Below are 26811 nucleotides of genomic sequence, written 5' to 3'. Positions count from 1 at the left end.
GTGATGAAGCTACAACGGGCGTTATCCCGCGATGAACGGAGCATAGCCGCTCTCTGGCAAGGGCTCGACGCTCACCGTATCTTCCAGGCGAATGATGCCACTTTGTAACACTCGGGCGGTGATTCCGCCATGCCCGCGCACGGCCTGGAACGTTCCGCTGCCGAGGTTGTTTTCCAGGCGCGCGCAGGGCTGGCACCAGCCGGTGGTTTCGAAAATCGCCTGGCCAATCCGGAAGCGTCGCCCCTTGAGGCTGAACAGGTTGATCCCACTGATAACGAGATTGCGCCGCAGATCTTCAGGCCGGACCGGTTGATCCGCCGTGCGTCCCATCAGCGAACTGATCACCGACAGATGTTCCCACTGAATCAGCGTCACCTGCCGCGCGTTGCGTACGCCGGGCCGGGCGCGGTCACCGGTCAAACCGGATTCAAGCCGCGCTTCCACGGCGTCCAGTTCGATCATCGGCGCGTGACGCTCCGGGCGCACGCCGATCCAGCGTACGCGGCCGGTTTGCGGGACATGGGCAATCAATTCCTGTAACGGACTCACAGGCTGATCCCGACATCGAAAACGATGCTGCGTCCGAGGTTGCTGCGCAGGAAGTCCGGTGCATCAGGATGGGCGAACAGCACGCGAGCGAAGGTCGGACCCACCAGCGACAGCGAGCGCCAACCCTGGCGCAGGTATTCCGTAGGCGGCGGGAAATGGCTGTTGAGGTCCAGCACTTCGCGCTTGAGGCTGGCGAAGGCGATGATGTCCAGCTCACCCAGGTCCATACCGCGTTCTTTGTAGTTGTGCGCTTTTTTGCGCAAGGTCGGAGCCAGTCGCAGCAAGAATTCGTTGGCGGGGATGCGTCGCGGCTTGGCTTCGCGTCTTACCAATTGGCTAAGGGAGAACGCACTGCGTCGACGTTGCAGCTCATCTCGCCATTCATCATTGAGGCGCCGGCCCTCATCGAGCACGAAGAACACCTCGAAACTGGCGTCGCGAAACAACACGTCCGGCGGCTCTCCGGCCGGGGCGAATTCGTCGGCGCGATAGGGAATGTTCAGCCCTTGCAGCAGGCGCTGACAGACCCAACGCTCACGCTCCCATTTGCGGGCATTGGACAGGAACGCGTTGGCTTGCTCGGCCGCGATGGTCAGCAGGCGTAAGTAATCTGAGTCATCCATAGGCCAAGCTTAGCGTCCAAATGCGATCGCAAAGAAGACAGTTTATCGGAGAGGGGCAATTCCCTCGGTTCCCATGCCCGTTTCAGGGCCCTGCACAAAACGGATAGTGGTCTGCGCAATGCGGATATTGACTCGCGCCTGGTGGCTCTACCCTCGGCTGTACGGACGTAAGCCGTGATACCCACGCTCTAAAAAAACAACAACAAGAGATAAATGCCATGCGCAAGATCGACGTACATGAGGTTATCGACAACGCTCGGTTCAACCGCTTTCACTGGATGGTGCTGTTCTGGTGCGCCCTGATCATCATTTTCGACGGTTACGATCTGGTGATCTACGGCGTGGTCTTGCCGATGCTGATGAAAGAGTGGGGGCTCAGCCCTCTGCAGGCCGGCGCACTGGGCAGTTATGCACTGTTCGGCATGATGTTCGGTGCGCTGTTCTTCGGGCCGTTGTCGGACAAGATCGGTCGTAAAAAAGCCATCACCATTTGCGTGATGCTCTTCAGCGGTTTCACCGTGCTCAACGGCTTTGCCCGCAACCCCACCGAGTTTGGCCTGTGTCGCTTCATTGCCGGGCTCGGCATTGGCGGTGTGATGCCTAACGTCGTGGCGCTGATGAACGAGTACGCACCGAAGAAAATCCGCAGCACGCTGGTGGCGATCATGTTCAGCGGCTATTCGGTCGGCGGCATGTTGTCCGCCGGGCTGGGGATTGTGCTGATCCCGAGTTTCGGCTGGCAGTCGGTGTTCTACGTGGCGGTCCTGCCGTTGCTGTTGTTGCCGCTGATCATGTACTTCCTGCCCGAATCAGTGGGTTTCATGTTGCGTCAGGGGCGCGATGAAGAAGCACGCGACATTCTTCAACGCATCGATCCGGCCTACGTTGCGCAGCCTTCCGATCAGTTGCACATGGCCGAAGTGAAGGGCACGGGCACGCCCGTTCTGCAGTTGTTCCGTGAGGGCCGAGCGCTTCGCACGCTGATGTTGTGGCTGGCGTTTTTCTGCTGCCTGTTGATGGTGTACGCGCTGAGTTCCTGGTTGCCGAAACTGATGGCCAACGCCGGTTACAGCCTCGGTTCGAGCCTGTCGTTCCTGCTGGTGTTGAACTTCGGGGCGATTTTCGGCGCGGTCGGCGGCGGGGTGTTGGGCGACAAACTCAATCTGCCGAAAGTGCTGGCGGTGTTTTTCGCCATGGCGGCGGTGTCGATCACGCTGCTGGGTTTCAACAGCCCGATGCCAGTGTTGTACCTGCTGATTGCCATTGCCGGCGCCACCACCATTGGCTCGCAGATCCTGCTGTACGCCTGTGCCGCGCAATTCTATTCCATGACCATTCGTTCCACCGGGCTGGGCTGGGCGTCGGGAATCGGGCGCAACGGGGCCATCGTCGGTCCGCTGCTGGGCGGTGCCTTGCTCGGGATCAGCCTGCCGCTGCAACTGAACTTCATGGCGTTTGCCTTGCCCGGTGCGGTGGCGGCCCTCGCCATGACCGTGTTCGCCATCAGCAGCCGACGCAGCGCCTCCAGTGTCAGCCCAGCGCTCTCCGCAACCGGTGCCTGAGTCATGAAAGCGTTCTTCCAGGACTTTTCGTTGTCCGCCGCCGTGGCTGGATTCATCGCCACGGTGATTTCCTACGCCGGCCCGTTGGTGATCATTTTTCAGGCGGCCGAAGCGGCCCATCTCTCGCGGGAAGTGTTGTCGTCCTGGGTCTGGGCGATCTCCATCGGCAGCGCGGTGCTGGGTATCGGTTTGAGCCTGCGCTACCGCGTTCCGGTGATCATCGCCTGGTCGGCGCCGGGCTCGGCGTTGCTGGTGGCGCTGCTGCCGGACATCTCCATGGCAGAGGCCGTGGGTGCTTACCTGATCAGCAGCCTGATCATTTTCGTGGTCGGGATCTCGGGGGCGTTTGACCGGATCATCAGCAAGCTGCCCGCAGCGATTGCGGCGGCGATGCTGGCGGGCATCCTCTTCAGTTTCGGCACCGGGTTGTTCGTGTCGATGCAACGCAAACCGCTGCTGGTGCTGGCGATGTTTGCCACGTACCTGATCTGCAAGCGGGTGATGCCGCGTTATGCAGTGTTGATGGTGTTGCTGGTGGGCTGTTCGATTGCGGCGTTCACCGGTGATTTGCATCGTGAAGCGCTGGTGATCGGCCTGGCCACGCCGGTGTGGATCACGCCCGAGTTCCGCCTGGGCGCGATCCTCAACATCGCATTGCCGCTGGTGATGGTGGCGCTGACCGGGCAATTCGTGCCCGGCATGGCGGTGCTGCGCGCCAGTGGTTACCCGACGCCGGCGAGCCCGATCATTGCCAGCAGCGCGTTGGGTACGGCGTTGCTGGCACCGTTCGGTTGCCATGGTTTGAATCTGGCGGCGATCACGGCGGCGATCTGTACCGGTCGCGAATCCCACGAAGATCCGCGCAAGCGTTACGTGGCCGGCGTTGTCGGCGGCCTGTGTTACCTGATGTTCGGGATCTTCGGCGCCACGCTGGTCTCGCTGTTTTCCGCGTTCCCCAAAGAGCTGATCGCGGCACTGGCCGGATTGGCGCTGTTTGCCGCGATTGCCGGGGCTTTGGCGGGGGCGATGGCGGTGCCGAGCGATCGTGAAGCCGCGTTGGTGACCTTTCTGGTCACCGCGTCGGGCATGTCGCTGTTTGGATTGTCCGCCGCATTTTGGGGGCTGATTTTCGGCATGGTCACCCATGTGCTGTTAAACGCCCGCCGTCCTGTTCCCCGTCGCGAATCCACTGCAACTGAAGTTGTTCAACCTGTCGATCAATAACAATAAGAGAAAGACAATGAAACAGATTTTCCCAACAACCGGTTCTGCGTTGTCCCTGGCTGTCGCCTCGAGTTTTTCCACAGGCGCGATGGCCGCTGAAAAAGGTTTTATCGAAGACACCACTGCGACCTTGCAGGCGCGCAATTACTACTTCAGCCGCGACTTCTCCGACATCGTCGGCGCCAACCAACAGTCGAAGGCTGAAGAGTGGGCGCAGGGCTTCATTCTCAACGTGAAATCCGGCTACACCCAGGGCACCGTCGGGTTTGGTGTGGACGTAATCGGCCTGCTCGGTCTCAAGCTCGACAGCGCCCCGGACCGGACCAATACGGGCTTGTTGCCGGTGCAGGACGACGGTCGCGCTCCGGACAACTACAGCCGCCTGGAAGGCGCGTTGAAGATTCGCTACTCCAAAACCGAGCTAAAGGTCGGCGAGCTGCAACCCAATCTGCCGGTGTTGGCCTTCAGCGATATTCGCCTGCTGCCGCCGAGCTACCAAGGCGCTAGCATCACCTCCAACGATATCAGCGGCCTGACGCTGCAGGGCGGTCACTTGAGTTCAACCAGCCTGCGCAACGAGGCCGGTGACGAAAAGATGCAAGCCATGCTCGGCCACGTGCCGCAGCGCCAGGTCAGCAGTGACGGGTTCAATTTTGCCGGCGCCGATTATGCCTTCAATGACAAGCGCACTTCGGTCAGCGCGTGGTACGGGCAACTGGAAGATATCTACAACCAGCGCTTCCTTGGCCTCAAGCACAGTGAGCCAGTGGGCGACTGGATTCTCGGCGCCAATCTCGGTTACTACGATTCGCGCGAGGACGGCAAAAAGCTGCTGGGCAACATCGATAACCAGGCGTTCTTTTCACTGCTGTCGGCCAAGCGGGGTGGCCATACGTTTTACATCGGCTATCAAGGCATGTTCGGCGACAGCGCGTTTCCACGGGTGTTTGCCAACATCTCACCACTGGGCAACGAAGTGCCGACCTATGAGTTCGCCTACACCGATGAGCGCTCGTGGCAAGCGCGCTACGACTACGATTTCGCGGCACTCGGCGTACCGGGGCTGACCAGTACTGTGCGCTACATCAGCGGCAACAATGTCGACACCGGCCAGGGTTACGAAGGCAAGGATCGCGAGCGTGACCTCGACATCGGCTATGTGCTGCAAAGCGGCAGCCTCAAAGGCCTGGGTATCCGCGTGCGCAATGCGATGGCGCGTTCCAATTACCGCAGCGACATCGACGAAAACCGTCTGATCCTCAGTTACACGTGGACGTTGCTATGAGCCGTTGATCAGAGGTTGCTGGTGCAATTGCCGATGACTTCGTACGTCACGCGGCGAGTCTGGCCCTGATGATCAACGTACACCATCGTCGCCGGCACAACCCCGCACGCGGTCGCGGTGTCCGATACGGAAACCACTTTTGCGATGTCCAGTGGCTGCGCGGGGTTGTACTGGACAGCGGGTGGCTCGACTTCAGCGGCCATGGCCGAGGTAGCGATGACGGTCAGCAACAGGCTGATCAACGTTTTCATGCTGGCGTACTCCGGATCGGTTTTGATGTTTGAATTTTAGTCTTTGCCACCGTCCGATAAAGGGGCGAACGCCAGATGCAGTCTTGCGTAAAACGTAACAATCAGCGCCCATTTGGCACGAGATCAAAAGGGGCGGGTAGACTGGAGGCCTGTTCGCTTACGGCAAGACAAGGGAGCGCGCCCAGCCATGATCGGTGCCGAGTTGCTGTCATCTCAAACCCTCACCGTGGGGTGGCTGATCTACGGACCGGTTTTGATCTGGGCCGCTGCGCGCGCGCCGTGGGTCGAGCTGTTCACCGACAGCCGTCGTCAGCATCTACTGTTCGGCACCGTGTTCGCGTTGTTCATGCTGTGGCTGGTGCGACGGGATTTCGATACCGGCGTGTCTTACCACTTCATCGGCATGACGGCCGTGACGCTGTTGCTGGACTGGCCGCTGGCGATCGTCGGCGGCGTGGTGGCGCAAGCCGGGCTGGTGCTGCTCGGGCGTCAGGACTTGATGGCAATGGGGGTCAATGGCGCGCTGTTCATTCTGTTGCCGGTATTGGTCACCGAGTGCTGTGCGATTCTGGTGGAACGCGCGCAACCACGAAATCTCTTCGTCTACATCTTCGTTTCCGGTTTCTTTGCCGCAGCGCTTTCGGCATTGTTGTGCCTGGTGCTGGCGCTCACGGTGCTGTGGTACGACGAACTGTTCGCCCTGCCGTACTGGCTCGAAGATTTTATCGGTTACCTGTGGCTGATCATTTTTCCCGAGGCGTTCATTAACGGCATGGTGGTCAGCGCGCTGGTGGTGTTCTGCCCGGAATGGCTGGAAACCTTCAACCGCACGCGTTATCTGTCGGCGCCGTGGAAGGACGACGATCCCAGGTCTTGATGGACATCAAAGCCTGAAATCGTCGACGCAATGGCTCAGTGACGCGGGTCGAAATCACCGCTGAACAGTTCGTCCTCGGCATCCGGCGCCACTGGGATTTTGTGTTCTTCCGACGCCCACGCGCCCAGGTCGATCAGTTTGCAACGGTCGGAACAGAACGGCCGGAACTTGCTCTCGGGGCTCCATTCGACAGGGGCGCCGCAGGTCGGGCATTCGACGGTTGGAATCTGGCTCATGACTGGCCTCCAGGCAAAGTTAGATAAAAGTGATGCAGGCGTTCGACCTCGCTGTGCAGCCAGGCGAGGTCGCGGTCGTTGACCACCACTTCGTTGGCATGGCTGACGCGGTCCTGGCGGCTGGACTGGACCTTGAGGATCGCCTGGACCTGCTGTTCGCTGGTCTGGTCGCGCTGCAGGGTGCGTTCGATCTGTAGCTGTTCCGGGGCATCGATGACCAGCACCCGTTGAGTCATGGCGTACTGGCCCGACTCGATCAGCAGCGGCGAAACCAGAATCGCGTAAGGTGATTTTGCCAGCGCCAAGTGATGAGCGATTTCCTCGGCGATCAGCGGATGCAGCAAGGCTTCCAGCCAACGGCGTTCATCCGGCACTTCGAAGATCAGTTTACGCAGGGCGGCGCGGTCCAGTTGCCCATCGGCCAGTAACACGCCGGGGCCGAAGTGTTCGGCGATCTTTGCCAGCGCCGGTCGGCCTGGCTCCACCACCCAGCGAGCCGCATGATCGGCATCGACCACGTGCACGCCGAGGTCGATGAAATGCTGGGCCGCCGCGCTTTTGCCGCTGCCGATGCCGCCGGTCAGGCCGAGAATCCAGGGTTTTTCCACAGGGGTATTCATTTCAAACCGACAAACTGCCAATAGAAGTCGGTTATTTGACCACCCCAGAGCAAGGCAATCCAGCCGGCAATTGCCAGATAGGGGCCGAAGGGAATCGGCGTCGAGGTTTTAGCCTTGCGCAGGCGCAGGTAAATCACGCCGATAACGGCCCCCACCAAGGATGAAAGGAGGATGGTCAGCGGCAAAACCTGCCAGCCGCCCCAGGCGCCAAACAGCGCCAGTAACTTGAAATCACCATGGCCCATGCCGTCCTTGCCGGTCATCAGCTTGAACAGCCAGAACACCGACCACAGCGCCATGTAACCGGCAATGGCGCCCCACAACGCGTCATGCAGCGGTACGAACAGGTCGAGACTGTTGACGATCAGCCCCAGCCACATCAACGGCAGCACCAGCACATCCGGCAACAGTTGATGCTCGGCGTCGATCAGGCTCATGGCCAACAGACCCCAGGTCAGCAGCATCGCCATACAGGCTTGCCAGCCGAAACCGAAGTGCCAGGCAATGAACGCAGACAACAGGCCGCAGGCCAGTTCGGTCAGTGGATAACGTTTGCTGATCGGTGTCGCGCAAGCGGAGCAGCGTCCCCGCAGAAACGCGAAACTCAGTAGCGGAATATTTTCCCAGGCACGGATCCGGTGGTTGCAATGTGGACACTGGGAGTGGGGCAGGAACAGGTTGAAGGTCGGCAGCGGGGTTTCACCGGGCAGCCCGAGGATCTCATGGGCCTGAACGCGCCACTCGCGTTCGAGCATTTTCGGCAGGCGCCAGACCAGCACATTTAGGAAGCTGCCCACCAATAGGCCAATCACTCCCGCGATGACAACAAATGCCAGCGGGTATTGGAGCAGGATTTCGTTCAAGGGCATGTCAGATCGCTGAGCCGAGTTGGAAGATGGGCAGGTACATCGCAACCACCAGGCCGCCGACAATAACACCCAGCACCACCATGATGAACGGTTCCATCAGGCTGGTGAGGTTATCGACCATATTGTCCACCTCGTCCTCGTAAAAACCCGCGACCTTGTCGAGCATGTCGTCCAGTGCGCCGGACTCTTCGCCAATGGCGGTCATCTGCACCGCCATGTTCGGAAAAATGCCCGAGGTGCGCATTGAAAAATTCAGCTGCATGCCCGTCGAAACGTCCTGCTTGATGCGCAGCACCGCGCGTTTGAACACGATGTTGCCGGTGGCGCCGGCCACCGATTCCAGGGCTTCCACCAGCGGCACGCCGGCGGCGAAAGTCGTCGACAACGTGCGGGCAAAACGCGCCACGGCGGATTTGTACATCAAGGTGCCCACCAGCGGCAGCTTCAGTAGCCAGGCGTCCGTTCGGTCGCGAAAGGCCTGAGACGTCCTGAAGGCGTGACGCAGCGCGAAGATCGCGACGATCAGCACGCCGAGCATCATCCACCACCAGTCCTGCATGAATCGCGACAGACCAATGACCATCACAGTGAAGGCGGGCAATTCGGCGCCAAACCCTTCGAACACCGACTGAAATTGCGGCACCACCTTGACCAGCAGAATCCCGGTGACAACGATCGCGACCAACACCACCAGCAGCGGATAGGTCATGGCTTTCTTGATCTTGGCCTTGAGGCTTTCGCTCTTTTCCTTGTAGGTCGCGACCCGTTCCAGCAGGGTGTCCAGCGCGCCGGCCTGTTCACCGGCATCCACCAGATTGCAGTACAGCTCATCGAAGTATTGCGGCTTTTTGCGCAGGGCCGCGGCGAAGCTGTTGCCGGCCGCGACTTCCTGTTTGACCTCGTCCACCAGCGTACGCATGGCCGGGTTATCGAAGCCTTCGCCGATAATGTCGAACGACTGCAACAGCGGTACGCCGGCTTTCATCATGGTCGCCATCTGGCGCGTGAACAGGGCAATGTCCTGGGCCTTGATGCGCGTGCCGACGTTGAACAGCGAGACGGATTTCTTGCGCACCTTGCCGGGGTTGATGCCTTGTTTGCGCAGTTGTGCCTTGATCAGCGCCGGGTTTTGCCCGCTCAACTCACCGGTGACTTTCGTGCCTTTGCGGTCGGTGCCTTCCCAGGCGTAAATGCTGATTTTCGCTGCCTTGACCGCCATGTTCAGTCCTTGGTAACCCGGTTGATTTCTTCAAGGCTGGTAATGCCCTGCATGGCTTTGAGCAGGCCCGAGGTGCGCAGGTCGTTGAAGCCGTCCTTGCGCATCTGCTCGTCGATGTCCAGTGAGTTGCCTTCGGCCATGATCAATCGTTGCAAGTCCGCTGTGTTCTTCACCACTTCATAAATCCCCACTCGCCCTTTGTAGCCGCCGTTGCATTGTTCGCAGCCGACCGGCTCATAGATCGTGAATGTGCCGATGCGTTCCTCGGGGAAGCCTTCCTTGAGCAGCGCCTCGCGGGGAATGTCGAGCGGCACCCGGCAATGGCTGCACAGTTTGCGCGCCAGGCGCTGGGCGATGATCAGGCTGACGGACGTGGCGATGTTGAAACCCTGGATGCCCATGTTCTGCAAGCGGGTCAGGGTTTGTGCGGCACTGTTGGTGTGCAGGGTCGACAGCACCAGGTGCCCGGTCTGCGAAGCCTTGATGGCGATTTCGGCGGTTTCCAGATCACGGATTTCGCCGACCATGATCACGTCCGGGTCCTGGCGCAGGAACGAGCGCAGCGCCTGGGCGAAGTCCATCCCTTGCTTCGGATTGACGTTGACCTGGTTGATGCCTTCCATGTTGATCTCCACCGGGTCTTCGGCGGTGGAAATGTTGATGTCCACGGTGTTGAGGATGTTCAGCCCGGTGTAGAGCGAAACGGTTTTGCCCGAGCCGGTGGGGCCGGTCACCAGAATCATGCCTTGAGGTTGCCTGAGTGCGGCCATGTACAGTTCTTGTTGTTCAGGCTCGTAGCCGAGGGCGTCGATGCCCATTTGCGCGCTGGAGGGATCAAGAATCCGGATCACCACTTTCTCGCCCCACAGGGTCGGCAAGGTGTTGACCCGAAAGTCGATGGATTTGCTCTTGGACAGGCGCATCTTGATCCGCCCGTCCTGGGGCTTGCGGCGTTCGGAGATGTCGAGGCTGGCCATGACCTTCAGCCGCGCGGCGATTCGATTGGCCAATTGGATCGGCGGCTTGGCGACTTCCCGCAGCATGCCGTCGGTGCGCATCCGCACGCGATAGATTTTCTCGTAGGGCTCGAAATGCAGGTCGGAAGAACCGCTCCTGATCGCGTCGAGCAGCATTTTGTGGACGAAGCGCACCACCGGCGCGTCATCGGCATCCTGGCCGACGATGGCGTCCTGACGCTTGTCATCGATGGTCTCGATGTCCAGGCCTTCGAGGTCGACATCGGCCATGTCTTCCAGGCCGGTCCCATGGGTGTCGAAGAACTTCTCGATGGCGTCGCTGAGCTTGTCGTCCTCCACGAGGATGGCTTCGGTCGTAAGCCCGGTACTGAACTGGATGTCGTTGATGGCCTGGTGATTGGTCGGGTCGGAAATCCCCACGAACAGTTTGTTGCCTCGGCGCCAGAGGGGCAGCGCGTGGTGCTGGCGGACCAGCTTCTCACTGACCAGGCCCTTGGGCTGAATCTCCTTGTCCAGGGCATGAAGGTCCAGCAAGGCCATGCCGAAATGCTCCGAGGCGATCTCGGCGACCTGGCGGCTTTTGACCAGTTTGTTCTGAACCAGGTAGCTGACCAGGGAGATGCGGTTGCGTTGGGCTTGCTGGGACGCCTGTTGCGCGCTTTTGTCAGTGAGCAGCTCGGCCAGGACCAATTGCTTGGCCAGGCCGCTGAGGGCGATGTCATTCATTGGGATACCGGACGCAGACAATTCATGACTTATAGCCTAGTCAAGCAATGGAGCCAAACCAGCGGTAGTGAGGTGACAAAAAGCGTCAGATAGTGCGGATCCTGGGAGTAGGAAAGGGCGTCGCAGACTACACGCCCCCCGTCTATAGGGCGCACGGGGCTTGGCATGGGCTGTGCTGCGACAGGTTCAGATCATGAGATTTCGACTCATGCACGGAGGCTGTCTATGAACACTCAAAAAGGTTTTTCCCTGATCGAGCTGCTGATCGTGGTGGCGATCATCGGGATTCTCGCGACGTTCGCGATACCGGCTTACTCCAAGTATCAGGCGCGGGCCAAGGTGACGGCGGGGCTGGCCGAGATTTCGGCGTTGAAGGTGCCGTTCGAGGACATTATCAATCAAGGGACCGACCCTGATTTGACCAAGGTTGGCGGCACAGCAGCCACCTCGAACTGCACCACCACGGCCTCGGGTAAAGCCGCTGATGGCACCGGGACTATTGGTTGCACGATCCTTAATGCGCCGGGTCCGGTACTGAATAAAACCATTACCCTTTCGCGTACGGTGACTGGCTGGACGTGTGCCACAACTGTGGATCAGGAATACGCGCCGAAGGGCTGCACGGGGGTTGCTCCGAAAGCTTGAACCATCGCTTTTCATGCCTGATACCCCGCCCTTGGCGGGGTATTTTTTTGCTCGCCGTCCAGGATGTCGAGTAAATGAGAAAACCTCCGACAATTCATGGCTTTAGGCCTTGTTGAAAACCCGCAACTTGCATGTAGATAAAGTTCAACTCATGCATTTTGCACGAGTCCGCAAAATTGCCTTTTTAGTAAGTAGTTGATTTATAACGATTAATTATCTGTCTCAAACTTGGCACAGCGTTCGCAATATCTCCGGTAACCCTGCTGACAAGAACCCAGCAGACTTTCCAGAAAAACAGGAGTTACTCGTATGAAGAAGTTCGCTATCACTGCCGCTGCTGCTACCGCGCTGACCCTGACCATGGCCAACGCCGCATTCGCCCAAACCACCCAGGCTACCCAGTCGCCAATGGTGCTGGCCGCCGGTGAAATGACTGAAGCGAAAGAAGCTACTTCCGATACCTGGATCACTACCAAAGTCAAAGCCGACCTGGTCACCGAAAAAGGCATCCCAGGTACCGATATCAAAGTTGAAACCAACAAAGGCGTCGTGTCTCTGTCGTCCACTACTGCGGTAACTGACGCTCAGAAAACCACCGCCGTGGCGATCGCCAAGAAAATCAAAGGCGTCAAAGCGGTCTCCGCTGACGGCCTGAAAGCCGAGTAAGGCAAGACTTCTCGCCTGGACCGGGAGAAGGCGCGGTAGACGGGCCAAGTCATACGTCTGCCGCATCTCAGGAGTTCATGCGAACGGCCATAAGGATGTGGCCATTACAGGCCCCGGTATTCGTGTCGGGGCCTGTTCTATTTTCAGGATCAATGCAAAACCAATGTGGGAGCGGGCTTGCTCGCGAAAGCGTTGTGTCATGGAACGGTGATGTTCGCTGACACTCCGAATTCGCGAGCAAGCCCGCTCCCACATTTGATCCGTGAGAATTAATTACCGCGCTTGCTGGTGATCTGCACCAATCGATTCCCCTCGAACCGCAAGTACTGATACATCCCGCCCTTCGGCCCGTAAGTCCATTCCTCGACCTGGAACTCTTCCCGCCGATTGGCGCTGCGCTTGTACCCCAGCAAATCACGGCCGACAGGTTCGCCGCATTTCTGCAGCACCTCGCTCGACCGGTCACCGACGCTGATCAATTGGCTACCACACCGCAAGGTGTCCGCTGCCGAGGCCTGGCTCGCAGCGATTGCCAGCGCAAGTGCGAGCAGCAGCCGAACCCCCATCATTCAGCGTCCAGATGCATCGGCGTCACGACCTTGCCGTCCTTCTCCGCTTCGCCCAATTGCGCATCGATGAAGTACACACGGTCATCGGCCAGTTGGCCTTTGTCGACCAGATAGTCCTTGATGCTGCTGGCGCGGTCCTGGCCCAACTGGCGCAGCAACACATCGCTGGAACTCCAGAACTGGATCACGCCTTCGCGCATTTTCGCCGTGCGATCATCCTTGCCCAGGTCCTTCCATTCCGCAGGCGGCTGAACCTTCAGGCGTGTGCGGTAGATGCCTTCCAGCAGCGGACCTTTTTCGTTGTCCGGAACGTCCAGCAACGAAGCCTGGGCCGGAACCTTGTCGCCGCGACGCTGGAGCATTTTGTAGTAGTTGTACTGGTATTCCCGTTCCAGACGTTGCTCGGCAATCAGCGGACCGTCGCTGCTCTTCGCCGCCGTACCTTCGATTTCCAGGCGCAGGGCAGGGCGCTCTTTAAGGGCCTTGCTCAGCTTGTCCAAAGCGCCTTCGGCGTCCTTGCTCAAGTCGCTTGAGCCTGGGGCGAACGACACGCTGCCCAAATCTTCCGAACCGCCGCCCGATACAAGGCCGCCAATAAGTTTGAACGGCGCGGCCGCAGCCTTGACGATCAGATTGCGCAGGGTTTGCCAGACAATCGGCATGACGCTGAACTGCGGGTTGTTCAGGTCGCCGGTTACCGGCAGTTCGATGGAAATCTTGCCGTCGACGTCCTTGAGCAAGGCAATCGCCAGTTTCAGCGGCAGGCTCACGGCGTCCGGGCTGTCGACTTTCTCGCCCAGTTGCAACTGCTCGACCACCACTTTGTTTTCGGCTTTGAGCTGGCCCTTGGTGATCTGGTAATGCAGGTCGAGATTCAGCCGGCCCTTGCGGATGCGGTAACCGGCGAATTTGCCGGAGTAAGGCGTCAGCGTGGTCAGTTCCACGCGTTTGAAGCTGGTGGCGATGTCGAGGCTGGCCATCGGGTCGAACGGGTTGACCGCGCCCTTGATGGTGACCGGCGCATAGCGGTCGACCTTGCCCTTGACGTCGACGCTGGCCGGTTTCGCCTGACGGCTATCGATGGTGCCGATCTGCCCGTTGAGTTGCTGGACGGCGGTGGCGAAGTTCGGCGTGAGGCTGAAGTCGGCGAAGTTGGCCGAGCCGTCATTGATGGCGATGCCGCCGATGTGGATGCCCAGCGGCTTGTCCTTGCTCGCCGCGGGTTTGGCGGCGGCAGGTTTGGCGCCGGTGTCGGCCGGTTGCGGAATCAGCAAGTCATCGATGTTGGTGGTGCGGTCATCGTTGATCATGAAGCGTACATAGGGTTGCAGCAGGTTGACCTTGTCGATCGACAGGCTGTCGCCGTGTTGATAGTTCAGGCCTTCGACCACCACCTGCTGCCACTTGAGGAAGTCGCGGGTTTTCAGGGTGTCGAGGGTGTGCAGTTGATCAACCTGGGCGCGGCCGGTGACGCTGAAGGCCAGCGGCTCGGTGCTTTTCAGGTTGACCGCCAGATCGCTGCCGAGCATGCCGCTGCGCAGCTCAAGGCGAATGAACGGGCTGATGTAGGACTGGGCGACACGCAGGTCGATGTCCTTGGTCTGCACATTCAGTTTGGCGCTGACCGGCGCCAGATTGACCTCGCCTTCGGCGATGAGCTTGCCTTGCTTGCCCACGCCGGTGTCGAGCTTGAGGTTGAAGGGCGAGCCGTTGAGGCTGTCGAACTTCTGCAAGTCGAGATTCAGTGGGCCGAGTTCCAGTGCCACGGCGGGTTGAGCCTTGCGGTCTGCCAGGTGCACTTGGTAGTCACGCAGTTGCACGTCGTTGAGCAATACCTGCCAAGGCTTGCTTGGGGCTGCTTCCACTTTTGGCGAGTCGGCGGCAGCGGGCGTGCTGGCCGGTTCGGCGTTAGCCTTGGCGGCGGGTTTGGACGGCTGGCTGGCGAACAACTTTTGCCAATCCAGTTGGCCATCGGCTTCCAGTGCGGCCCAGGTTTCCAGTTTGTGGCTGCGGATCTTGCCGACCACAACTTGCTGTTTGGCCAGATCGACAGTGGTTTCGCTGACGTCCAGTCGTTCGAGCTTCACCAGCGGCCGACCGTCCGGTGCCTTGATGGCGAAGGGCGCGATGGTGGCCGAGACATTGCTCAGCAGCAGCTCGGTTTCCTTGGACAGATTGAGTTTGTAATCAGTACTGATGCTCATGACGCCGCTTTCAAGGTCCAGGGGCACGGCATCGCGCACGTAGGGCCAGAAGGCTTTCATCTTGCCATCGGTGATTTTCAGCTTACCTTCGGAGGCGATCGGGATCAGGCTGAAGTTGCCAGTCCAGTCGATTTGCCCGCCGTTGGGGCCGACGGCCACCAGGGTCATGTCGGCGCTGTCTTCGGGCAGGGTGCTGAGGTTTTTCAGCTCGAAATCGAGGGCGTCGTAGAGGAATTCGATGGGCTCGCTCGGCCGGGCATCTTCAAAGTGCACGGCGCCACCGGCAAGTTTGATGCTGTCTATACGCAGCGGAAACGGCTTGGCGTCAGGATCGGCAGGGGTCGGTTCGCTAGCCGGTATCTTGAACAGCCCCAGCAGGTTGAGTTTGCCGTCTTTGCTGAAGAGGATTTCGGTTTTGGACTTGTCCAGTTCGATTTCCGACAGATGCAGCGCCTTGGTCCACAGGCTATCGAGTTGCAGGTTGGCATACAGGCGTTCGAAGCCGACCTGTTCCTTGCCGGGCTCACCGATGCTCAGGCCCCAAAGGGTCACTTCGAGGCTGAACGGGTTGAGTTCGATCCGCTGAAGCGTGGCGGGGGTCGTGGAATAATTGGCCAATTGCTGGTTGGCGATGCGCAAGGCGATGCCCGGCAAAATCAGAAAGCCCAGCAAGCTGTAGAGGGCCAGAGCAGTCAACAAGGCGCCGATGGCGCGAATCAATCCTTTGTACATGCGTGGCTTCATCTGTCTGAATCGGAGTGCCTTGGAGTATGGCACGCGATTCCGGTTCCGAAGCAAACAGCCTGTTCAGGATTTTTCAGATTTGTCTGACACCGATCAGAGCTGCAGGATCAGGGTTTTCAGTGGTGGTTGCTGATCCATCGACGGGAAATCGGCACCGGGTTTCATCACTGTCCACTCGCGCACCGGCCGCCCGGCTTTCTCGGCGCAACGCAAAACCTGCTCGCGCCAGTCGTCCATGCTGACTTTTGCCAGATTGTTGCAGCAGATCAGCACGCCGTTGTCGGCGGTGGTCAGCAGGGCGGGTTTGAGCAGGCTCTGGTAGTCGCGCAGCAGGTCGACGGTGCCGAACGCGCTCTTGGCCCAGGCCGGTGGATCGAGCAGCACCAGATCGTACTGACGCTGTTCCAGGCGCTGATAGCTCGGCAGTTTTTGCCCGCGACGCTGGCTGATGGGCAGGCCGGCGAGTTGGCGGATGGCCGGGAAGTAATCGGACTGGATGAATTCCATGGTCGGCAATTGTGGGTTGAGCAAGCCGTTTTCACGACCGACCGCCAGATTGCCTTCGGCGAAGTCCAGGTTGCACACCTCGCTGGCGCCACCGGCCGCCGCGCTGAGACCAACGCCGCAGGTGTAGGCAAACAGATTCAGCACGCTTTTGTTTTTGCTGTGGTCCTTGACCCAGCCACGGGTGTTGCGCAGGTCGAGGAACAGCAGCGGGTCCTGCCCGGCATGACGCCCACGCACCCGATAGTTCAGGCCCCACTCATGGCCGACCAGATCTTGCAGCGCTGCTTCGTCGGCGCGGTAGACAGTGTCTTCGCGGTCGATGCGCGAATTGCCACGGGAACGGTCGTTGTAGATCAACAGGGTTTCTAGACCCAAATACTGGTTGATCGTCTCGTGCAGGTGCACCAGGTCTTCGCGTTCCAGCGACTGATGGAAACTCTGCACCAGCAATTGCGGGCCGTAGCGGTCGATGGTCAGGCCACCGGCGCCTTCCTGGCTGCCATGGAACAGGCGATAGCAATCGGTGCCCTGGCTGTGCAACTCGGCGAGCAGATCCTGGCGATGTTCAAGGGCGGCGCGCAGCGCCTGATTCAAGGAAGACATGCTGGGCGCCTTGCAGGAGGGAATTTGGCGCGGGAGTTTAACACTGTGGCGAGGGAGCTTGCTCCCGCTGGGCTGCGAAGCAGCCCCAAAATCTCAGCCCTTGTCGGAGTTTTATGCGAGCGCTTCGCACTCGAACGGGAGCAAGCTCCCTCGCCACAGGTCTAGCCGCATGAGGCGGAGCGTCAGGTCAACAACCCCATCCGCCGCTTGGCCCGTTGCACCGAGCCATTACGCACCGCCCAGCGCAGCATCGGCGCGCTGCGATTGACGCTGGCGCGGATCAGCTTGCGTTGCAGCGGGTTCTGGCTGACGCCAAGCATGTCACTGGCCCAATCCGGCAGCAGATCGATCCCGGCCTGCATCATCAGCCCGCCGAAAGGCCTGGCCAAACGGCTGGGCGACGGCGCGTTCAATAACAACCGCAACACTTCCCGGCTGCGTGCGTCGCACAGCAGTTGCGGACGGATGCCTTCGAGATAATCGGAAGTTTCCTGCCGCGAGCGCGGCACATTCCGCGCGCCCAGACGTTCGGCGACCAGGGCGATTTCTGCGTAATAGCGATCCTGATCGGACAAGGACAAATGCGGATTGCGATACCGCAAATGTGCCGCGAGGAAGTTACTGACTTCGGCCACATGCACCCAGGTCAGCAGGTCGGGATCGCTGGCGGCGTAAGGGCGACCGTCCGGCGCGGTGCCGGTCACTTGCAGGTGAATGGTGCGGACTTTTTCGATCAGCCAGTCGGCGTCCTGTCTTGATCCGAAGGTCGTGCCGGAGATGAATTGCCCGGTGCGACGCAACCGGCCGAGCATGTCCTCACGAAAATTCGAATGGTCCCACACGCCGGCCAGCGCCAACGGATGCAAGGCCTGCAACATCAGGGCGCTGATGCCGCCGATGAGCATGCTGCTGAAGTCGCCGTGCACCTGCCAGCTCACGGAGTCGGGCCCGAACAGCCCGGGATCGCCCTTGGGGTTCTCCAGATCAAGCTTGCCCAAGGACAGACCGGTCAGGCTCATGATCTGGGTTTCAATGCGGGTGCGGATGAATTCCATGATATCCCGGTAATTTATGATGCTTTTGTAGGAGCAAAGCTTGCTCGCGATGAACGATGACGCGGTTCATCGGTAGACCGCGTTATCGTTCATCGCGAGCAAGCTTTGCTCCTACAGACGGCAGTGCATTATTGATTCAGGCGTTTATCGATCAAGCCTTGCACCACGCTCGGGTCGGCCAGGGTCGAGGTGTCGCCAAGACTGTCGAGTTCATTGCAGGCGATCTTGCGCAGGATACGCCGCATGATCTTGCCTGAACGGGTTTTGGGCAAGGCCGGCGCCCACTGGATCAGATCCGGCTTGGCGAAGCTGCCGATTTCCTTGCTGACCATCGCCAGCAGCTCTTTCTTCAGTTCGTCGCCGGGTTCGACGCCGTTCATGGGTGTGACGAACGCGTAGATGCCCTGGCCTTTGACGTCGTGAGGGTAACCAACCACGGCGGCCTCGGCGATGCTGTCATGCAGCACCAGCGCGCTTTCCACCTCGGCGGTGCCGATGCGGTGCCCGGAAACGTTGATCACATCGTCGATACGCCCGGTGATCCAGTAATCGCCGTCCTCATCGCGACGAGCGCCGTCACCGGTGAAGTAATAGCCGGGGTAAGGCTTGAAGTAGGTGTCGACCATGCGTTGCGGATCGCCATAGACGCTGCGGATCTGCGCCGGCCAGCTTGATTTTATGGCTAGCACGCCACTGCCGGCGCCTTTGATTTCCTTGCCTTGCTCATCGAGCAACACTGGTTGCACGCCGAACATCGGTTGCGTGGCGCAGCCGGGTTTGATCCGTTGTGCGCTCACCAACGGGCTGAGCATGATGCCGCCGGTTTCGGTCTGCCACCACGTGTCGACGATTGGGCAGCGCTCCTCACCGACCTGATGGAAGTACCATTCCCACGCTTCCGGGTTGATCGGCTCACCGACGGTTCCGAGCAGTCTGACACTGGCGCGGGAAGTTTCCTTCAACGGTTCCGGACCTTCACGCATCAAGGCGCGCAGGGCGGTCGGAGCGGTATAGAAAATGTTGACCTTGTGCTTGTCGATCACTTGCCAGAAGCGTGAGGTGCTCGGATAGCTCGGCACGCCTTCGAAGATCAACGTCGTTGCGCCGTTGGCCAGCGGACCGTAGACGATGTAGCTGTGGCCCGTGACCCAGCCGACATCGGCGGTGCACCAGAACACTTCGCCGTCGCGGTAATCGAGCACGTACTTGAAGGTCATCGCCGCTTGCAGCAGATAACCGCCGGTGGTGTGCAGCACGCCTTTCGGTTTGCCGGTGCTGCCGGAAGTGTAGAGGATGAACAGCGGGTCTTCGGCGTCCATCGGTTCGGGCGGGCAGTCGTCGCCGACGTCGCGCAGCGCCTGGTGATACCAGATGTCCCGGCCTTCAACCCAGCTCACTTCATTCTGTGTACGCTCGACCACCACCACGGTGCTCACGTCCGGACAACTTTGCAGCGCCTTGTCGACGTTCTGTTTCAGCGGCACGAATTTGCCGCCGCGCACGCCTTCATCGGCGGTGATCACGGTGCGGCAGTCGGCGTCGAGAATCCGGTCGCGCAGCGAGTCCGGGGAGAAACCGCCGAACACCACCGAATGCACCGCACCGATACGCGTGCAGGCGAGCATGGCGTAGGCCGCTTCGGGAATCATCGGCATGTAGATGCACACGCGGTCGCCTTTCTTCACGCCACGGCTTTTGAGCACGTTGGCCAGGCGGCAGACGTTGTGATGGAGTTTTTTGTAGGTGATCTGGGTGGATTCGGCGGGATCGTCACCTTCCCAGATGATCGCGATCTGATCGCCGCGTTTTTCCAGGTGCCGGTCGATGCAGTTGTAGCTGACGTTCAATTTGCCGCCGGCAAACCAGCTGGCCTCACCGGTTTTCAGGTCATAGCGCTGGACGGTGTCCCACGGCTTGCTCCAGTCGAGGAAGCGGGTGGCCTGTTCGGCCCAGAACGTAGTGGGGTGTTCAATGGATTCGCGGTACAGGCGGTGGTAGTCGTCTTGACTCAATTGTGCAGCCCGGCGGACGGCATCGGCTTTGGGGAACGTGCTGATATCGAACATGACGGTTCCTTATTCTTGTTTTGCGACAAAGATAAAGATGCGCCGAGTAACCAATGGGTTCAAGTCATACACAAAACAACTGTGGGAGCGGGCTTGCTCGCGAATGCGTCGTACCAGCCAACGAAAATGTCGACTGATACACCGCATTCGCGAGCAAGCCCGCTCCCACATTGGGTATTCATTGCCCACAAGTTGTGTGCTCGACACACTCTGTGGGCAGGCGTCAAATCACCCGCGGTGACGACCACGGAAGTAGTTGATCAGGCCTTGGGTGGACGCGTCGTCAGCCGGGGTTTCCTCGCTGCCGACCAGGCGGTTGTAGACGCCTTTGCCCAGCTCCTTGCCCAGTTCCACGCCCCACTGATCGAAGGCGTTGATGCCCCAGATCACGCTTTGCACGAAGACTTTGTGTTCGTACATCGCCACCAGTGCGCCGAGGCGGCGCGGGCTGATGCGCTCGACCACCAGGGTGTTGCTCGGACGGTTGCCCGGGATCACCTTGTGCGGCGCGAGTTTATGCACTTCGGCTTCGCTCATGCCTTTGTCGCGCAGTTCGGTTTCAGCTTCGGCAAGGGTCTTGCCGAGCATCAGCGCCTGGCTCTGTGACAGGCAGTTGGCGTACAGCCACTGGTGGTGGTCGGACACCGGGTTGAAGCTGACGATCGGCACGATGAAGTCGGCCGGAATCAGTTGGGTGCCTTGGTGCAGCAACTGGTGATAGGCGTGCTGACCGTTGCAACCGACGCCACCCCAGATCACTGGACCGGTGTCGGTGGACACCGCGGTGCCGTCCTGACGAACGCTCTTGCCGTTGGATTCCATGTCCAGCTGTTGCAAGTGCTTGGTGATGTTCCGCAGGTAGTGGTCGTACGGCAGGATCGCGTGGCTCTGCGCGCCCCAGAAGTTGCCGTACCACACGCCGAGCAAGGCCAGCAGCACTGGCATGTTCTGTTCGAACGGTGCGCTCTGGAAGTGCTGGTCCATGGTGTAGGCACCGGACAGCAGTTCCTTGAAGTTCGACATGCCGATGGCCAGGGCAATCGGCAAACCGATGGCCGACCACAGCGAGTAACGCCCGCCGACCCAGTCCCACATCGGGAAGATGTTTTCTTCGCGGATGCCGAAGGCCACGGCGGCGGCGTTGTTGCTCGATACCGCGATGAAGTGACGGTACAGCTCGGCTTCCGAACCACCCTGGGCCAGATACCAGGCACGGGCGGCCTGGGCGTTTTTCAGGGTTTCGAGGGTGTTGAAGGATTTCGACGAGACGATGAACAGCGTGGTCTCGGCACGCAGCTTCATGGTCAGCTCGTGGAATTCACTGCCGTCGATGTTCGCCAGATAGTGGCAGCGCACGCCTTTCTGGGCGTAGGACAGCAGTGCTTCGGAAACCAGTTCAGGGCCGAGAAACGAGCCACCGATGCCGATGTTCACCACGTCGGTGATCGGCTTCTCGGTGTAGCCACGCCACAGACCATCGTGGATGCGGCCCACGAGGTCGGTGATCTGGTTCAGCACCTTGTGCACTTCCGGCATCACGTTGACGCCATTGACCGACAGCTTGTCGCCGACCGGGCGGCGCAGGGCGGTGTGCAAGGCCGGGCGACCTTCGGAGGCGTTGACGATCTCGCCGTCGAACAGCGATTTGATCGCGCCCTGAAGGTCGACTTCGTTGGCCAGGCCCACCAGCAGATTGCGGGTCTCGGCGTTGATCAGGTTCTTCGAATAGTCGAGAAACAGGCCGCAGCTGCTGAGGGTGAATTGGGTAAAGCGCTGCGGGTCGGCATTGAAGGCCTCGCGCATGCTGAAATCCTGCATGGCTTGGCGGTGGTCATTCAACGCTTGCCAGGCGGGCAGAGCGGTCACGTCGTGAGGAGTGCGGTAATACGCCATCGCTGCGGGTTTCCTTTTTACTTGAACGGCCTTTTGAACACTAAAAATCCCGGAGCGCTATGGATGGGCGTCCCGGTCAACTGCGTCGACACGAATTCATGGCGCAGGTCGAATACAGTAAACCCCGCGCAATGATCTGTCTTGACTTTGTCTGACCTGTTTCCGGTACTTTTTTAACATCCAGGTTAGGAACAGTCCGACAAACGGAAGCAAGACAGGCTTCGATCAGGCGACCTGGACCGGAATGGCATTGCTGGTGTGGCTCAGTTCGTTGCCCGGCGCCATGTAAAGCATGCGCGGCTTGAAGTTGAGCAGTTCGGCTTCGCTGTAATGAGCGTAAGCACAGATGATCACGCGATCGCCGACCTTGGCCTTGTGTGCGGCGGCACCGTTGACCGAGATCATGCGCGAACCTTCTTCGCCACGAATAGCGTAGGTGGTGAAGCGCTCGCCATTATCGATATTGTAGATCTGGATCTGTTCGTACTCACGGATACCGGACAGGTCCAGCCATTCACCGTCGATGGCGCAAGAACCTTCGTAATCGAGTACAGCGTGGGTGACTTCGGCGCGATGCAGCTTGGCTTTGAGCATGATGGCGTGCATGAGTGTTTTTCCAAGGTCGTGTTTTTACCCTGTAGGAGCTGAGCTTGCTCGCGATGAGGGCCTGACATTCAATATTTGTATTGGCTGTCTGTCCGCTATCGCGAGCAAGCTCGGCTCCTACAGGAGGATGGGTGGGGTTTAGAGGGGTGTATCGAGATTCAGGTGCAGGTTGTCGATCAACCGGGTCGTGCCGAGGAACGCCGCCACCAGGATCACCAGATCGCGATCTTCCGCCGTCGCCGGGCGCAAGGTCAGCGCATGGCGAATTTCCAGATAATCCGCACGCAAGCCAGCCGCTTCGAGCTGTTTGATTTGCGCATTTATCAGTGCCGGGAAATCCCGCTCACCCTGCTTGATCGATTCGGCAATCTCGCTCAGCGTGCGATACACCACTGGCGCCACGGCCCGCTGTTCTTCGCTGAGGAAACCATTGCGCGACGACAACGCCAGGCCATCGGCCGCGCGAACGGTCGGCTCGCCGATGATCTGGATCGGCATGTTCAGGTCGTGGACCAGTGCGCGGATCACCGCCAGTTGCTGGAAATCCTTCTGGCCGAAAATCGCCAAATCCGGCTGGACCATGTTGAACAGCTTGCTGACCACCGTCGCCACACCCTCGAAATGCCCCGGACGGCTGGCGCCGCACAGGCCTTCGGACAATTGCGGCACGCTGACGCGAGTCTGGCCGGCCATGCCGTCGGGGTACATCTCTTCCACGGCGGGCGCGAACAACAGGTCGCAACCGGCTTCGAGCAGTTTTTCCTGATCGGCCGCGAGGGTGCGCGGGTATTTGTCGAGGTCTTCGCCGGCACCGAACTGCAGCGGGTTGACGAAAATGCTCGCGACCACGAAATCCACCCGTTGGGTGGCCTTGGTAATCAGCGCGACATGGCCGCTGTGCAGGTTGCCCATGGTCGGCACGAAGCCGATGCGCTTGCCTTCGCTGCGGGCGCGGGCCACGGCGGCGCGCAGTTCGCGTACGGTTTTTACGGTGTTCATGCAGAGAATCCGTGTTCGATGCCTGGGAAAGTCGCCGCTTTGACTTCGCTGACGTAGGCGCTCAGGGCCGCGTGAATGCTTTCCTGGCCGGCCATGAAGTTCTTCACGAATTTCGGTACTCGGCCGGTGATGGACAGGCCCAGCATGTCGTGCAGCACCAGTACCTGGCCGTCGGTGCGATGACCAGCGCCGATACCGATCACCGGAATGCCCACAGCCTGGGTGATTTCTTCGGCCAGTTCGCTTGGCACGCATTCGAGCAGCAGCATCGCCGCACCGGCCTGTTCCAGCGAAATCGCATCGGCACGCATCTGCCGCGCCTGGTTTTCGTTGCGGCCCTGGACTTTATAACCGCCGAGGATGTTCACCGATTGCGGCGTCAGGCCCATGTGCGCGCACACCGGGATGCCACGTTCGGCGAGCAGGCGAATCGAGTCCGCCAGCCACAAGGCACCTTCAACCTTGACCATGTGCGCGCCGGCCTGCATCAACAGGGCGCTGTTGGCCATGGCTTGTTCGGTGGTGGCGTAGGCCATGAAAGGCAGGTCGGCGAGAATCAGTGCATCGCTGTTACCGCGTTTGACGGCCGCGACGTGGTAAGCCATTTCAGCGGTGGTGACTGGCAGGGTGCTGTCGTGACCTTGCAAAACCATGCCGAGGGAGTCGCCCACCAGCAGCACTTCGACGCCAGCCTGGTTGCAGGCGTGGGCGAAGGTCGCGTCATAGCAGGTCAGCATGGTGATTTTTTCACCTTTCTGCTTGAGGCTCTGGAGCGTGGTCAGGGTGATGGCTGGCATGTCAAAAAATCCTCGTTCAGGCGCTATGGAAACTACTGCGAGTAACGCGCGTGATTCGTCATCTACTCAGGCGCACGGTCTTCTGTCGTGCTTATAAGGCCTGGATTGCGCCCTTGTGTGCCGTGTTGGCGGCAGCGGGACGCCTATAGTCGTGAGGAGAACTCGGGAAGTCAATCGGGTGTGTTACCGCATTGTTACGGGTGGGGTGTTACCGAAGGGGACTGATGCGATTCAGCAGGCTGGCTGCTGTGGTGCTGCTCGGCGTAGGTAGTTTCTGTAGGAGCAAAGCTTGCTCGCGAAAGCGGCGCGCCAGCTGATGTAGATGTCAGATGTGAGTCCGTCATCGCGAGCAAGCTTTGCTCCTACAGGGGGCGGTGTTAGCTCGGAGTCAGGCGTTCGAGGCCGACGAACGGGCATGCGGCGAGCAAATCGGTCAACTTGCGACCATCGGCCAAACGCAGATCCCCAGGCGCAAGCTCGGCCAGCGGATACAGCACAAAGGCTCGCTCTTGCATATGGTAGTGCGGGACTTTGAGGCGCGGCTCATCGATCAGGCGGTCACCGAACAGCAGGATGTCGAGATCCAGCGTACGCGGGCCCCAGCGCTCAAGACGCTCACGGCCCTGACCGTTTTCGATGGCTTGCAGCGCATCGAGCAGGTCCAGTGGGGCAAGGGTGCTGTCGATAGCGGCAACCGCGTTGGTATAGCGCGGTTGGCCGGGGAGCAGCGAGTCGCTTTGATAAAAGGCGGAAACTCCGACCAGCTCCGATTGCGGTAATTGCGCCAGCGCTTCGACGGCGCTGCGCAATTGTTCGGCAGGGTCAGCGAGGTTGCTGCCCATGCCGATGTAGATGCGTTCCATGGATTACTCGTCTGTGGTGCTCGAAACGCCGGCGGCGCGCTTGCGCTTGGAACCGCCGCTACGACGACGTTTGCGCGGTGCACCGGTGCCTTCGTCCTTGCCGCTGAGGTCGCGGATCATGTCACGACGTTCACTTTCGTTGGCATCTTGATAATCCGTCCACCATTCGCCCAGGCCATCGGTCTGCTCGCCCGCGCTTTCACGCAGCAGCAGGAAGTCGTAGCCGGCGCGGAATCGCGGGTTGTCCAGCAACAGGTCGGCACGTTTTCCGCTGCGACGAGGCAGGCGCTCCTGCATGTCCCAGATCTCGCGGATCGGCATGGTGAAGCGTTTTGGAATCGCGATGCGCTGGCACTGTTCGGCAATCAGCTCGTGAGCCGCTTCCTGCATCGCCGGAATCGGCGGCATGCCACGCTCTTGCAGGCGCAATACGCGCGCCGGCAGGGCTGGCCACAGCAGGGCAGCGAACAGGAACGCCGGAGTCACCGGTTTGTTCTGCTTGATCCGCAGATCGGTGTTGATCAGTGCTTCGCTGATCAAGGTGTGGGTGTAGGTCGGGTTGTATTCCAGCGCCTCGGCACTGGCCGGGAACAGCGGATCGAACAGTTGCAGGTCGACCAGCATCTCGAAGGTGTCCGCGGCATGGCCGGAAAGGAACAGCTTGAGTACTTCTTCGAACAGACGGGCCGCCGGGATATCGCGCAGCGTCTTTGCCAGGTCGCGGATCGGCAGGGCGCTGTGTTTTTCGATGCCGAAATTCAGCTTGGCGGCGAAACGCACCGCGCGCAGCATCCGGACCGGGTCTTCCTGGTAGCGCTGCTTCGGATCGCCGATCAGGCGAATCAGCTGATTGCGGATGTCGTGTACGCCGTTGGCGTAGTCGAGGATGCGCTCGCTGACCGGATCGTAATACAGGGCGTTGATGGTGAAGTCGCGGCGTTGCGCGTCTTCTTCCAGGGTGCCGTAGACGTTATCGCGCAGGATGCGCCCGCTTTCGTTGCGTGAGGATTGGTTGTTGTCTTCCTCTTCATCGTTTTGCGGGTGATTGGCGCGGAAGGTGGCGACTTCGATGATTTCGCGGCCGAAGTGGATGTGCACCAGTTTGAAACGTCGACCGATGATTCGCGCGTTGCGGAATTCGGCCCGGACTTGCTCGGGTGTGGCGCTGGTGGCGACGTCGAAGTCTTTCGGCGTGATGCCGAGCAGCATGTCACGCACGCAACCGCCGACCAGGTAGGCCTGGTAGCCGGCGCCCTGCAGGCGTTCGACGATGTTCACCGCGTAACGGCTGAATTGAGCCTTTTGCAGCGAGTGTTGGCCGCTGTTGAGCACTTCAGGCGTGCTGCGAATGTGTTGCGTACGACGCAGGGGAGTACGGAATGACTGGAACAGCTTCTTCAGCATGGGATGCACTGTTTGAAGGAATGTTCGGCCAAAACAAAGAATGACCGCATGATGGGCGGGGATTCTAGCATTTAGTCGGGGGATGGTGTAGGACGCAGCAGATATGAGCTGTAAGGCGCATGCTTACAGCTGAAAGCGGGCAGTTTTGCAGGGTTTCTCGAATCGCAGAAAC

25 protein-coding genes are annotated in these 26811 nt (G+C 59.9%); 6 read left to right on the top strand and 19 right to left on the bottom strand.

Annotation, left to right across the window (positions count from 1 at the left end; genetic code table 11):
- Positions 1 to 21: 21 nt before the first annotated feature.
- Both V6Z53_RS28780 and V6Z53_RS28775 read right to left on the bottom strand, forming a co-directional pair.
- Positions 22 to 549 carry an MOSC domain-containing protein gene (locus V6Z53_RS28780; RefSeq protein ID WP_338583114.1) on the bottom strand — a complete coding sequence of 176 codons (528 nt, stop codon included), beginning with the start codon at positions 547 to 549 and terminating at the stop codon, positions 22 to 24.
- Positions 546 to 1172: a DUF1780 domain-containing protein gene (locus tag V6Z53_RS28775; protein ID WP_007970534.1), complete on the bottom strand. Its 627-nt coding sequence runs from the start codon at positions 1170 to 1172 to the stop codon at positions 546 to 548. The genes V6Z53_RS28780 and V6Z53_RS28775 overlap by 4 nt, the downstream gene beginning before the upstream one ends.
- Positions 1173 to 1390: 218 nt before the next feature.
- On the opposite strand from V6Z53_RS28775, the gene V6Z53_RS28770 reads away from it, so the two are divergent.
- Genes V6Z53_RS28770 through V6Z53_RS28760 form a run of 3 tightly spaced genes read left to right on the top strand, consistent with a single transcriptional unit; the run spans position 1391 to position 5243 of the window.
- Positions 1391 to 2734 carry an aromatic acid/H+ symport family MFS transporter gene (locus tag V6Z53_RS28770; RefSeq protein WP_338583111.1) on the top strand — a complete coding sequence of 448 codons (1344 nt, stop codon included), beginning with the start codon at positions 1391 to 1393 and terminating at the stop codon, positions 2732 to 2734.
- A gap of 3 nt (positions 2735 to 2737) precedes the next feature.
- Positions 2738 to 3958: a benzoate/H(+) symporter BenE family transporter gene (locus V6Z53_RS28765; RefSeq protein WP_338583110.1), complete on the top strand. Its 1221-nt coding sequence runs from the start codon at positions 2738 to 2740 to the stop codon at positions 3956 to 3958.
- Positions 3959 to 3974: 16 nt separating this feature from the next.
- A complete protein-coding gene (locus V6Z53_RS28760; RefSeq protein ID WP_338583109.1) occupies positions 3975 to 5243 on the top strand; it encodes an OprD family porin in 1269 nt (422 codons plus the stop codon).
- Between the two features lie 8 nt (positions 5244 to 5251).
- Here the strand turns inward: V6Z53_RS28760 and V6Z53_RS28755 are convergent, their stop codons facing one another.
- A complete protein-coding gene (locus V6Z53_RS28755) occupies positions 5252 to 5494 on the bottom strand; it encodes a DUF2790 domain-containing protein (protein ID WP_338583108.1) in 243 nt (80 codons plus the stop codon).
- A gap of 187 nt (positions 5495 to 5681) precedes the next feature.
- On the opposite strand from V6Z53_RS28755, the gene V6Z53_RS28750 reads away from it, so the two are divergent.
- Positions 5682 to 6371, top strand: a complete 690-nt coding sequence (locus V6Z53_RS28750; RefSeq protein ID WP_338583107.1) for an energy-coupling factor ABC transporter permease — start codon at positions 5682 to 5684, stop codon at positions 6369 to 6371.
- Positions 6372 to 6406: 35 nt separating this feature from the next.
- Here V6Z53_RS28750 and yacG read toward each other — a convergent pair whose 3' ends face one another.
- From yacG to pilB, 5 genes are read right to left on the bottom strand one after another with little or no spacing between them, the layout of a single operon-like run.
- Positions 6407 to 6607: a DNA gyrase inhibitor YacG gene (gene yacG, locus V6Z53_RS28745; protein ID WP_060543361.1), complete on the bottom strand. Its 201-nt coding sequence runs from the start codon at positions 6605 to 6607 to the stop codon at positions 6407 to 6409.
- Complete coding sequence (gene coaE / locus V6Z53_RS28740; RefSeq protein ID WP_338583103.1) at positions 6604 to 7227, bottom strand: dephospho-CoA kinase; 624 nt, start codon at positions 7225 to 7227, stop codon at positions 6604 to 6606. Before coaE ends, yacG begins: the two co-directional genes overlap by 4 nt.
- A complete protein-coding gene (locus tag V6Z53_RS28735; RefSeq protein ID WP_338583101.1) occupies positions 7224 to 8096 on the bottom strand; it encodes an A24 family peptidase in 873 nt (290 codons plus the stop codon). The genes coaE and V6Z53_RS28735 overlap by 4 nt, the downstream gene beginning before the upstream one ends.
- Position 8097: 1 nt before the next feature.
- Positions 8098 to 9315 carry a type II secretion system F family protein gene (locus tag V6Z53_RS28730; RefSeq protein WP_338583099.1) on the bottom strand — a complete coding sequence of 406 codons (1218 nt, stop codon included), beginning with the start codon at positions 9313 to 9315 and terminating at the stop codon, positions 8098 to 8100.
- Positions 9316 to 9317: 2 nt separating this feature from the next.
- A complete protein-coding gene (gene pilB, locus V6Z53_RS28725; RefSeq protein WP_338583098.1) occupies positions 9318 to 11018 on the bottom strand; it encodes a type IV-A pilus assembly ATPase PilB in 1701 nt (566 codons plus the stop codon).
- Between the two features lie 225 nt (positions 11019 to 11243).
- On the opposite strand from pilB, the gene V6Z53_RS28720 reads away from it, so the two are divergent.
- Entirely contained in the window at positions 11244 to 11663 is a 420-nt protein-coding gene (locus V6Z53_RS28720; protein ID WP_338583097.1) for a pilin, read from the top strand.
- Between the two features lie 309 nt (positions 11664 to 11972).
- Positions 11973 to 12329, top strand: coding sequence for a BON domain-containing protein (locus tag V6Z53_RS28715; protein WP_338583094.1), 357 nt, complete (start codon positions 11973 to 11975; stop codon positions 12327 to 12329).
- 269 nt (positions 12330 to 12598) lie between these two features.
- Here V6Z53_RS28715 and V6Z53_RS28710 read toward each other — a convergent pair whose 3' ends face one another.
- From V6Z53_RS28710 to V6Z53_RS28660, 11 genes are all read right to left on the bottom strand, one after another.
- On the bottom strand, positions 12599 to 12895 hold the full coding sequence (locus V6Z53_RS28710; RefSeq protein ID WP_338586586.1) for a DUF2845 domain-containing protein: 297 nt from the start codon (positions 12893 to 12895) through the stop codon (positions 12599 to 12601).
- Positions 12895 to 15846: a DUF748 domain-containing protein gene (locus V6Z53_RS28705; protein WP_338583092.1), complete on the bottom strand. Its 2952-nt coding sequence runs from the start codon at positions 15844 to 15846 to the stop codon at positions 12895 to 12897. The genes V6Z53_RS28710 and V6Z53_RS28705 overlap by 1 nt, the downstream gene beginning before the upstream one ends.
- A gap of 93 nt (positions 15847 to 15939) precedes the next feature.
- The gene (locus V6Z53_RS28700; protein ID WP_338583090.1) at positions 15940 to 16956 is read right to left on the bottom strand and encodes a class I SAM-dependent methyltransferase; all 1017 of its coding nucleotides are present in this window, start codon (positions 16954 to 16956) and stop codon (positions 15940 to 15942) included.
- A gap of 182 nt (positions 16957 to 17138) precedes the next feature.
- On the bottom strand, positions 17139 to 18011 hold the full coding sequence (locus tag V6Z53_RS28695) for an oxygenase MpaB family protein (protein WP_338583089.1): 873 nt from the start codon (positions 18009 to 18011) through the stop codon (positions 17139 to 17141).
- A gap of 128 nt (positions 18012 to 18139) precedes the next feature.
- Positions 18140 to 20077 carry an acetate--CoA ligase gene (gene acs / locus V6Z53_RS28690; protein ID WP_338583087.1) on the bottom strand — a complete coding sequence of 646 codons (1938 nt, stop codon included), beginning with the start codon at positions 20075 to 20077 and terminating at the stop codon, positions 18140 to 18142.
- 228 nt (positions 20078 to 20305) lie between these two features.
- Entirely contained in the window at positions 20306 to 21970 is a 1665-nt protein-coding gene (gene pgi / locus V6Z53_RS28685; RefSeq protein ID WP_338583086.1) for a glucose-6-phosphate isomerase, read from the bottom strand.
- 225 nt (positions 21971 to 22195) lie between these two features.
- Positions 22196 to 22576 (bottom strand): aspartate 1-decarboxylase, encoded by a 381-nt coding sequence (panD, locus tag V6Z53_RS28680; protein WP_008153310.1) that lies wholly within the window; start codon positions 22574 to 22576, stop codon positions 22196 to 22198.
- Between the two features lie 138 nt (positions 22577 to 22714).
- Positions 22715 to 23575 (bottom strand): pantoate--beta-alanine ligase, encoded by an 861-nt coding sequence (gene panC, locus V6Z53_RS28675; protein ID WP_338583084.1) that lies wholly within the window; start codon positions 23573 to 23575, stop codon positions 22715 to 22717.
- Positions 23572 to 24372, bottom strand: coding sequence for a 3-methyl-2-oxobutanoate hydroxymethyltransferase (panB, locus tag V6Z53_RS28670; RefSeq protein ID WP_338583082.1), 801 nt, complete (start codon positions 24370 to 24372; stop codon positions 23572 to 23574). Before panB ends, panC begins: the two co-directional genes overlap by 4 nt.
- Before the next feature lie 377 nt (positions 24373 to 24749).
- The gene (folK, locus tag V6Z53_RS28665) at positions 24750 to 25235 is read right to left on the bottom strand and encodes a 2-amino-4-hydroxy-6-hydroxymethyldihydropteridine diphosphokinase (RefSeq protein WP_338583080.1); all 486 of its coding nucleotides are present in this window, start codon (positions 25233 to 25235) and stop codon (positions 24750 to 24752) included.
- 3 nt (positions 25236 to 25238) lie between these two features.
- Positions 25239 to 26639: a polynucleotide adenylyltransferase PcnB gene (locus V6Z53_RS28660; protein WP_338583079.1), complete on the bottom strand. Its 1401-nt coding sequence runs from the start codon at positions 26637 to 26639 to the stop codon at positions 25239 to 25241.
- Between the last annotated feature and the right edge of the window lie 172 nt (positions 26640 to 26811).

The organism is Pseudomonas sp. MAG733B, from assembly GCF_036884845.1.
Classification (GTDB): Bacteria; Pseudomonadota; Gammaproteobacteria; order Pseudomonadales; family Pseudomonadaceae; genus Aquipseudomonas.
The sequence above is the reverse complement of the archived record's forward strand: the minus strand, read 5'-3'. Positions and strand labels throughout refer to the sequence as shown.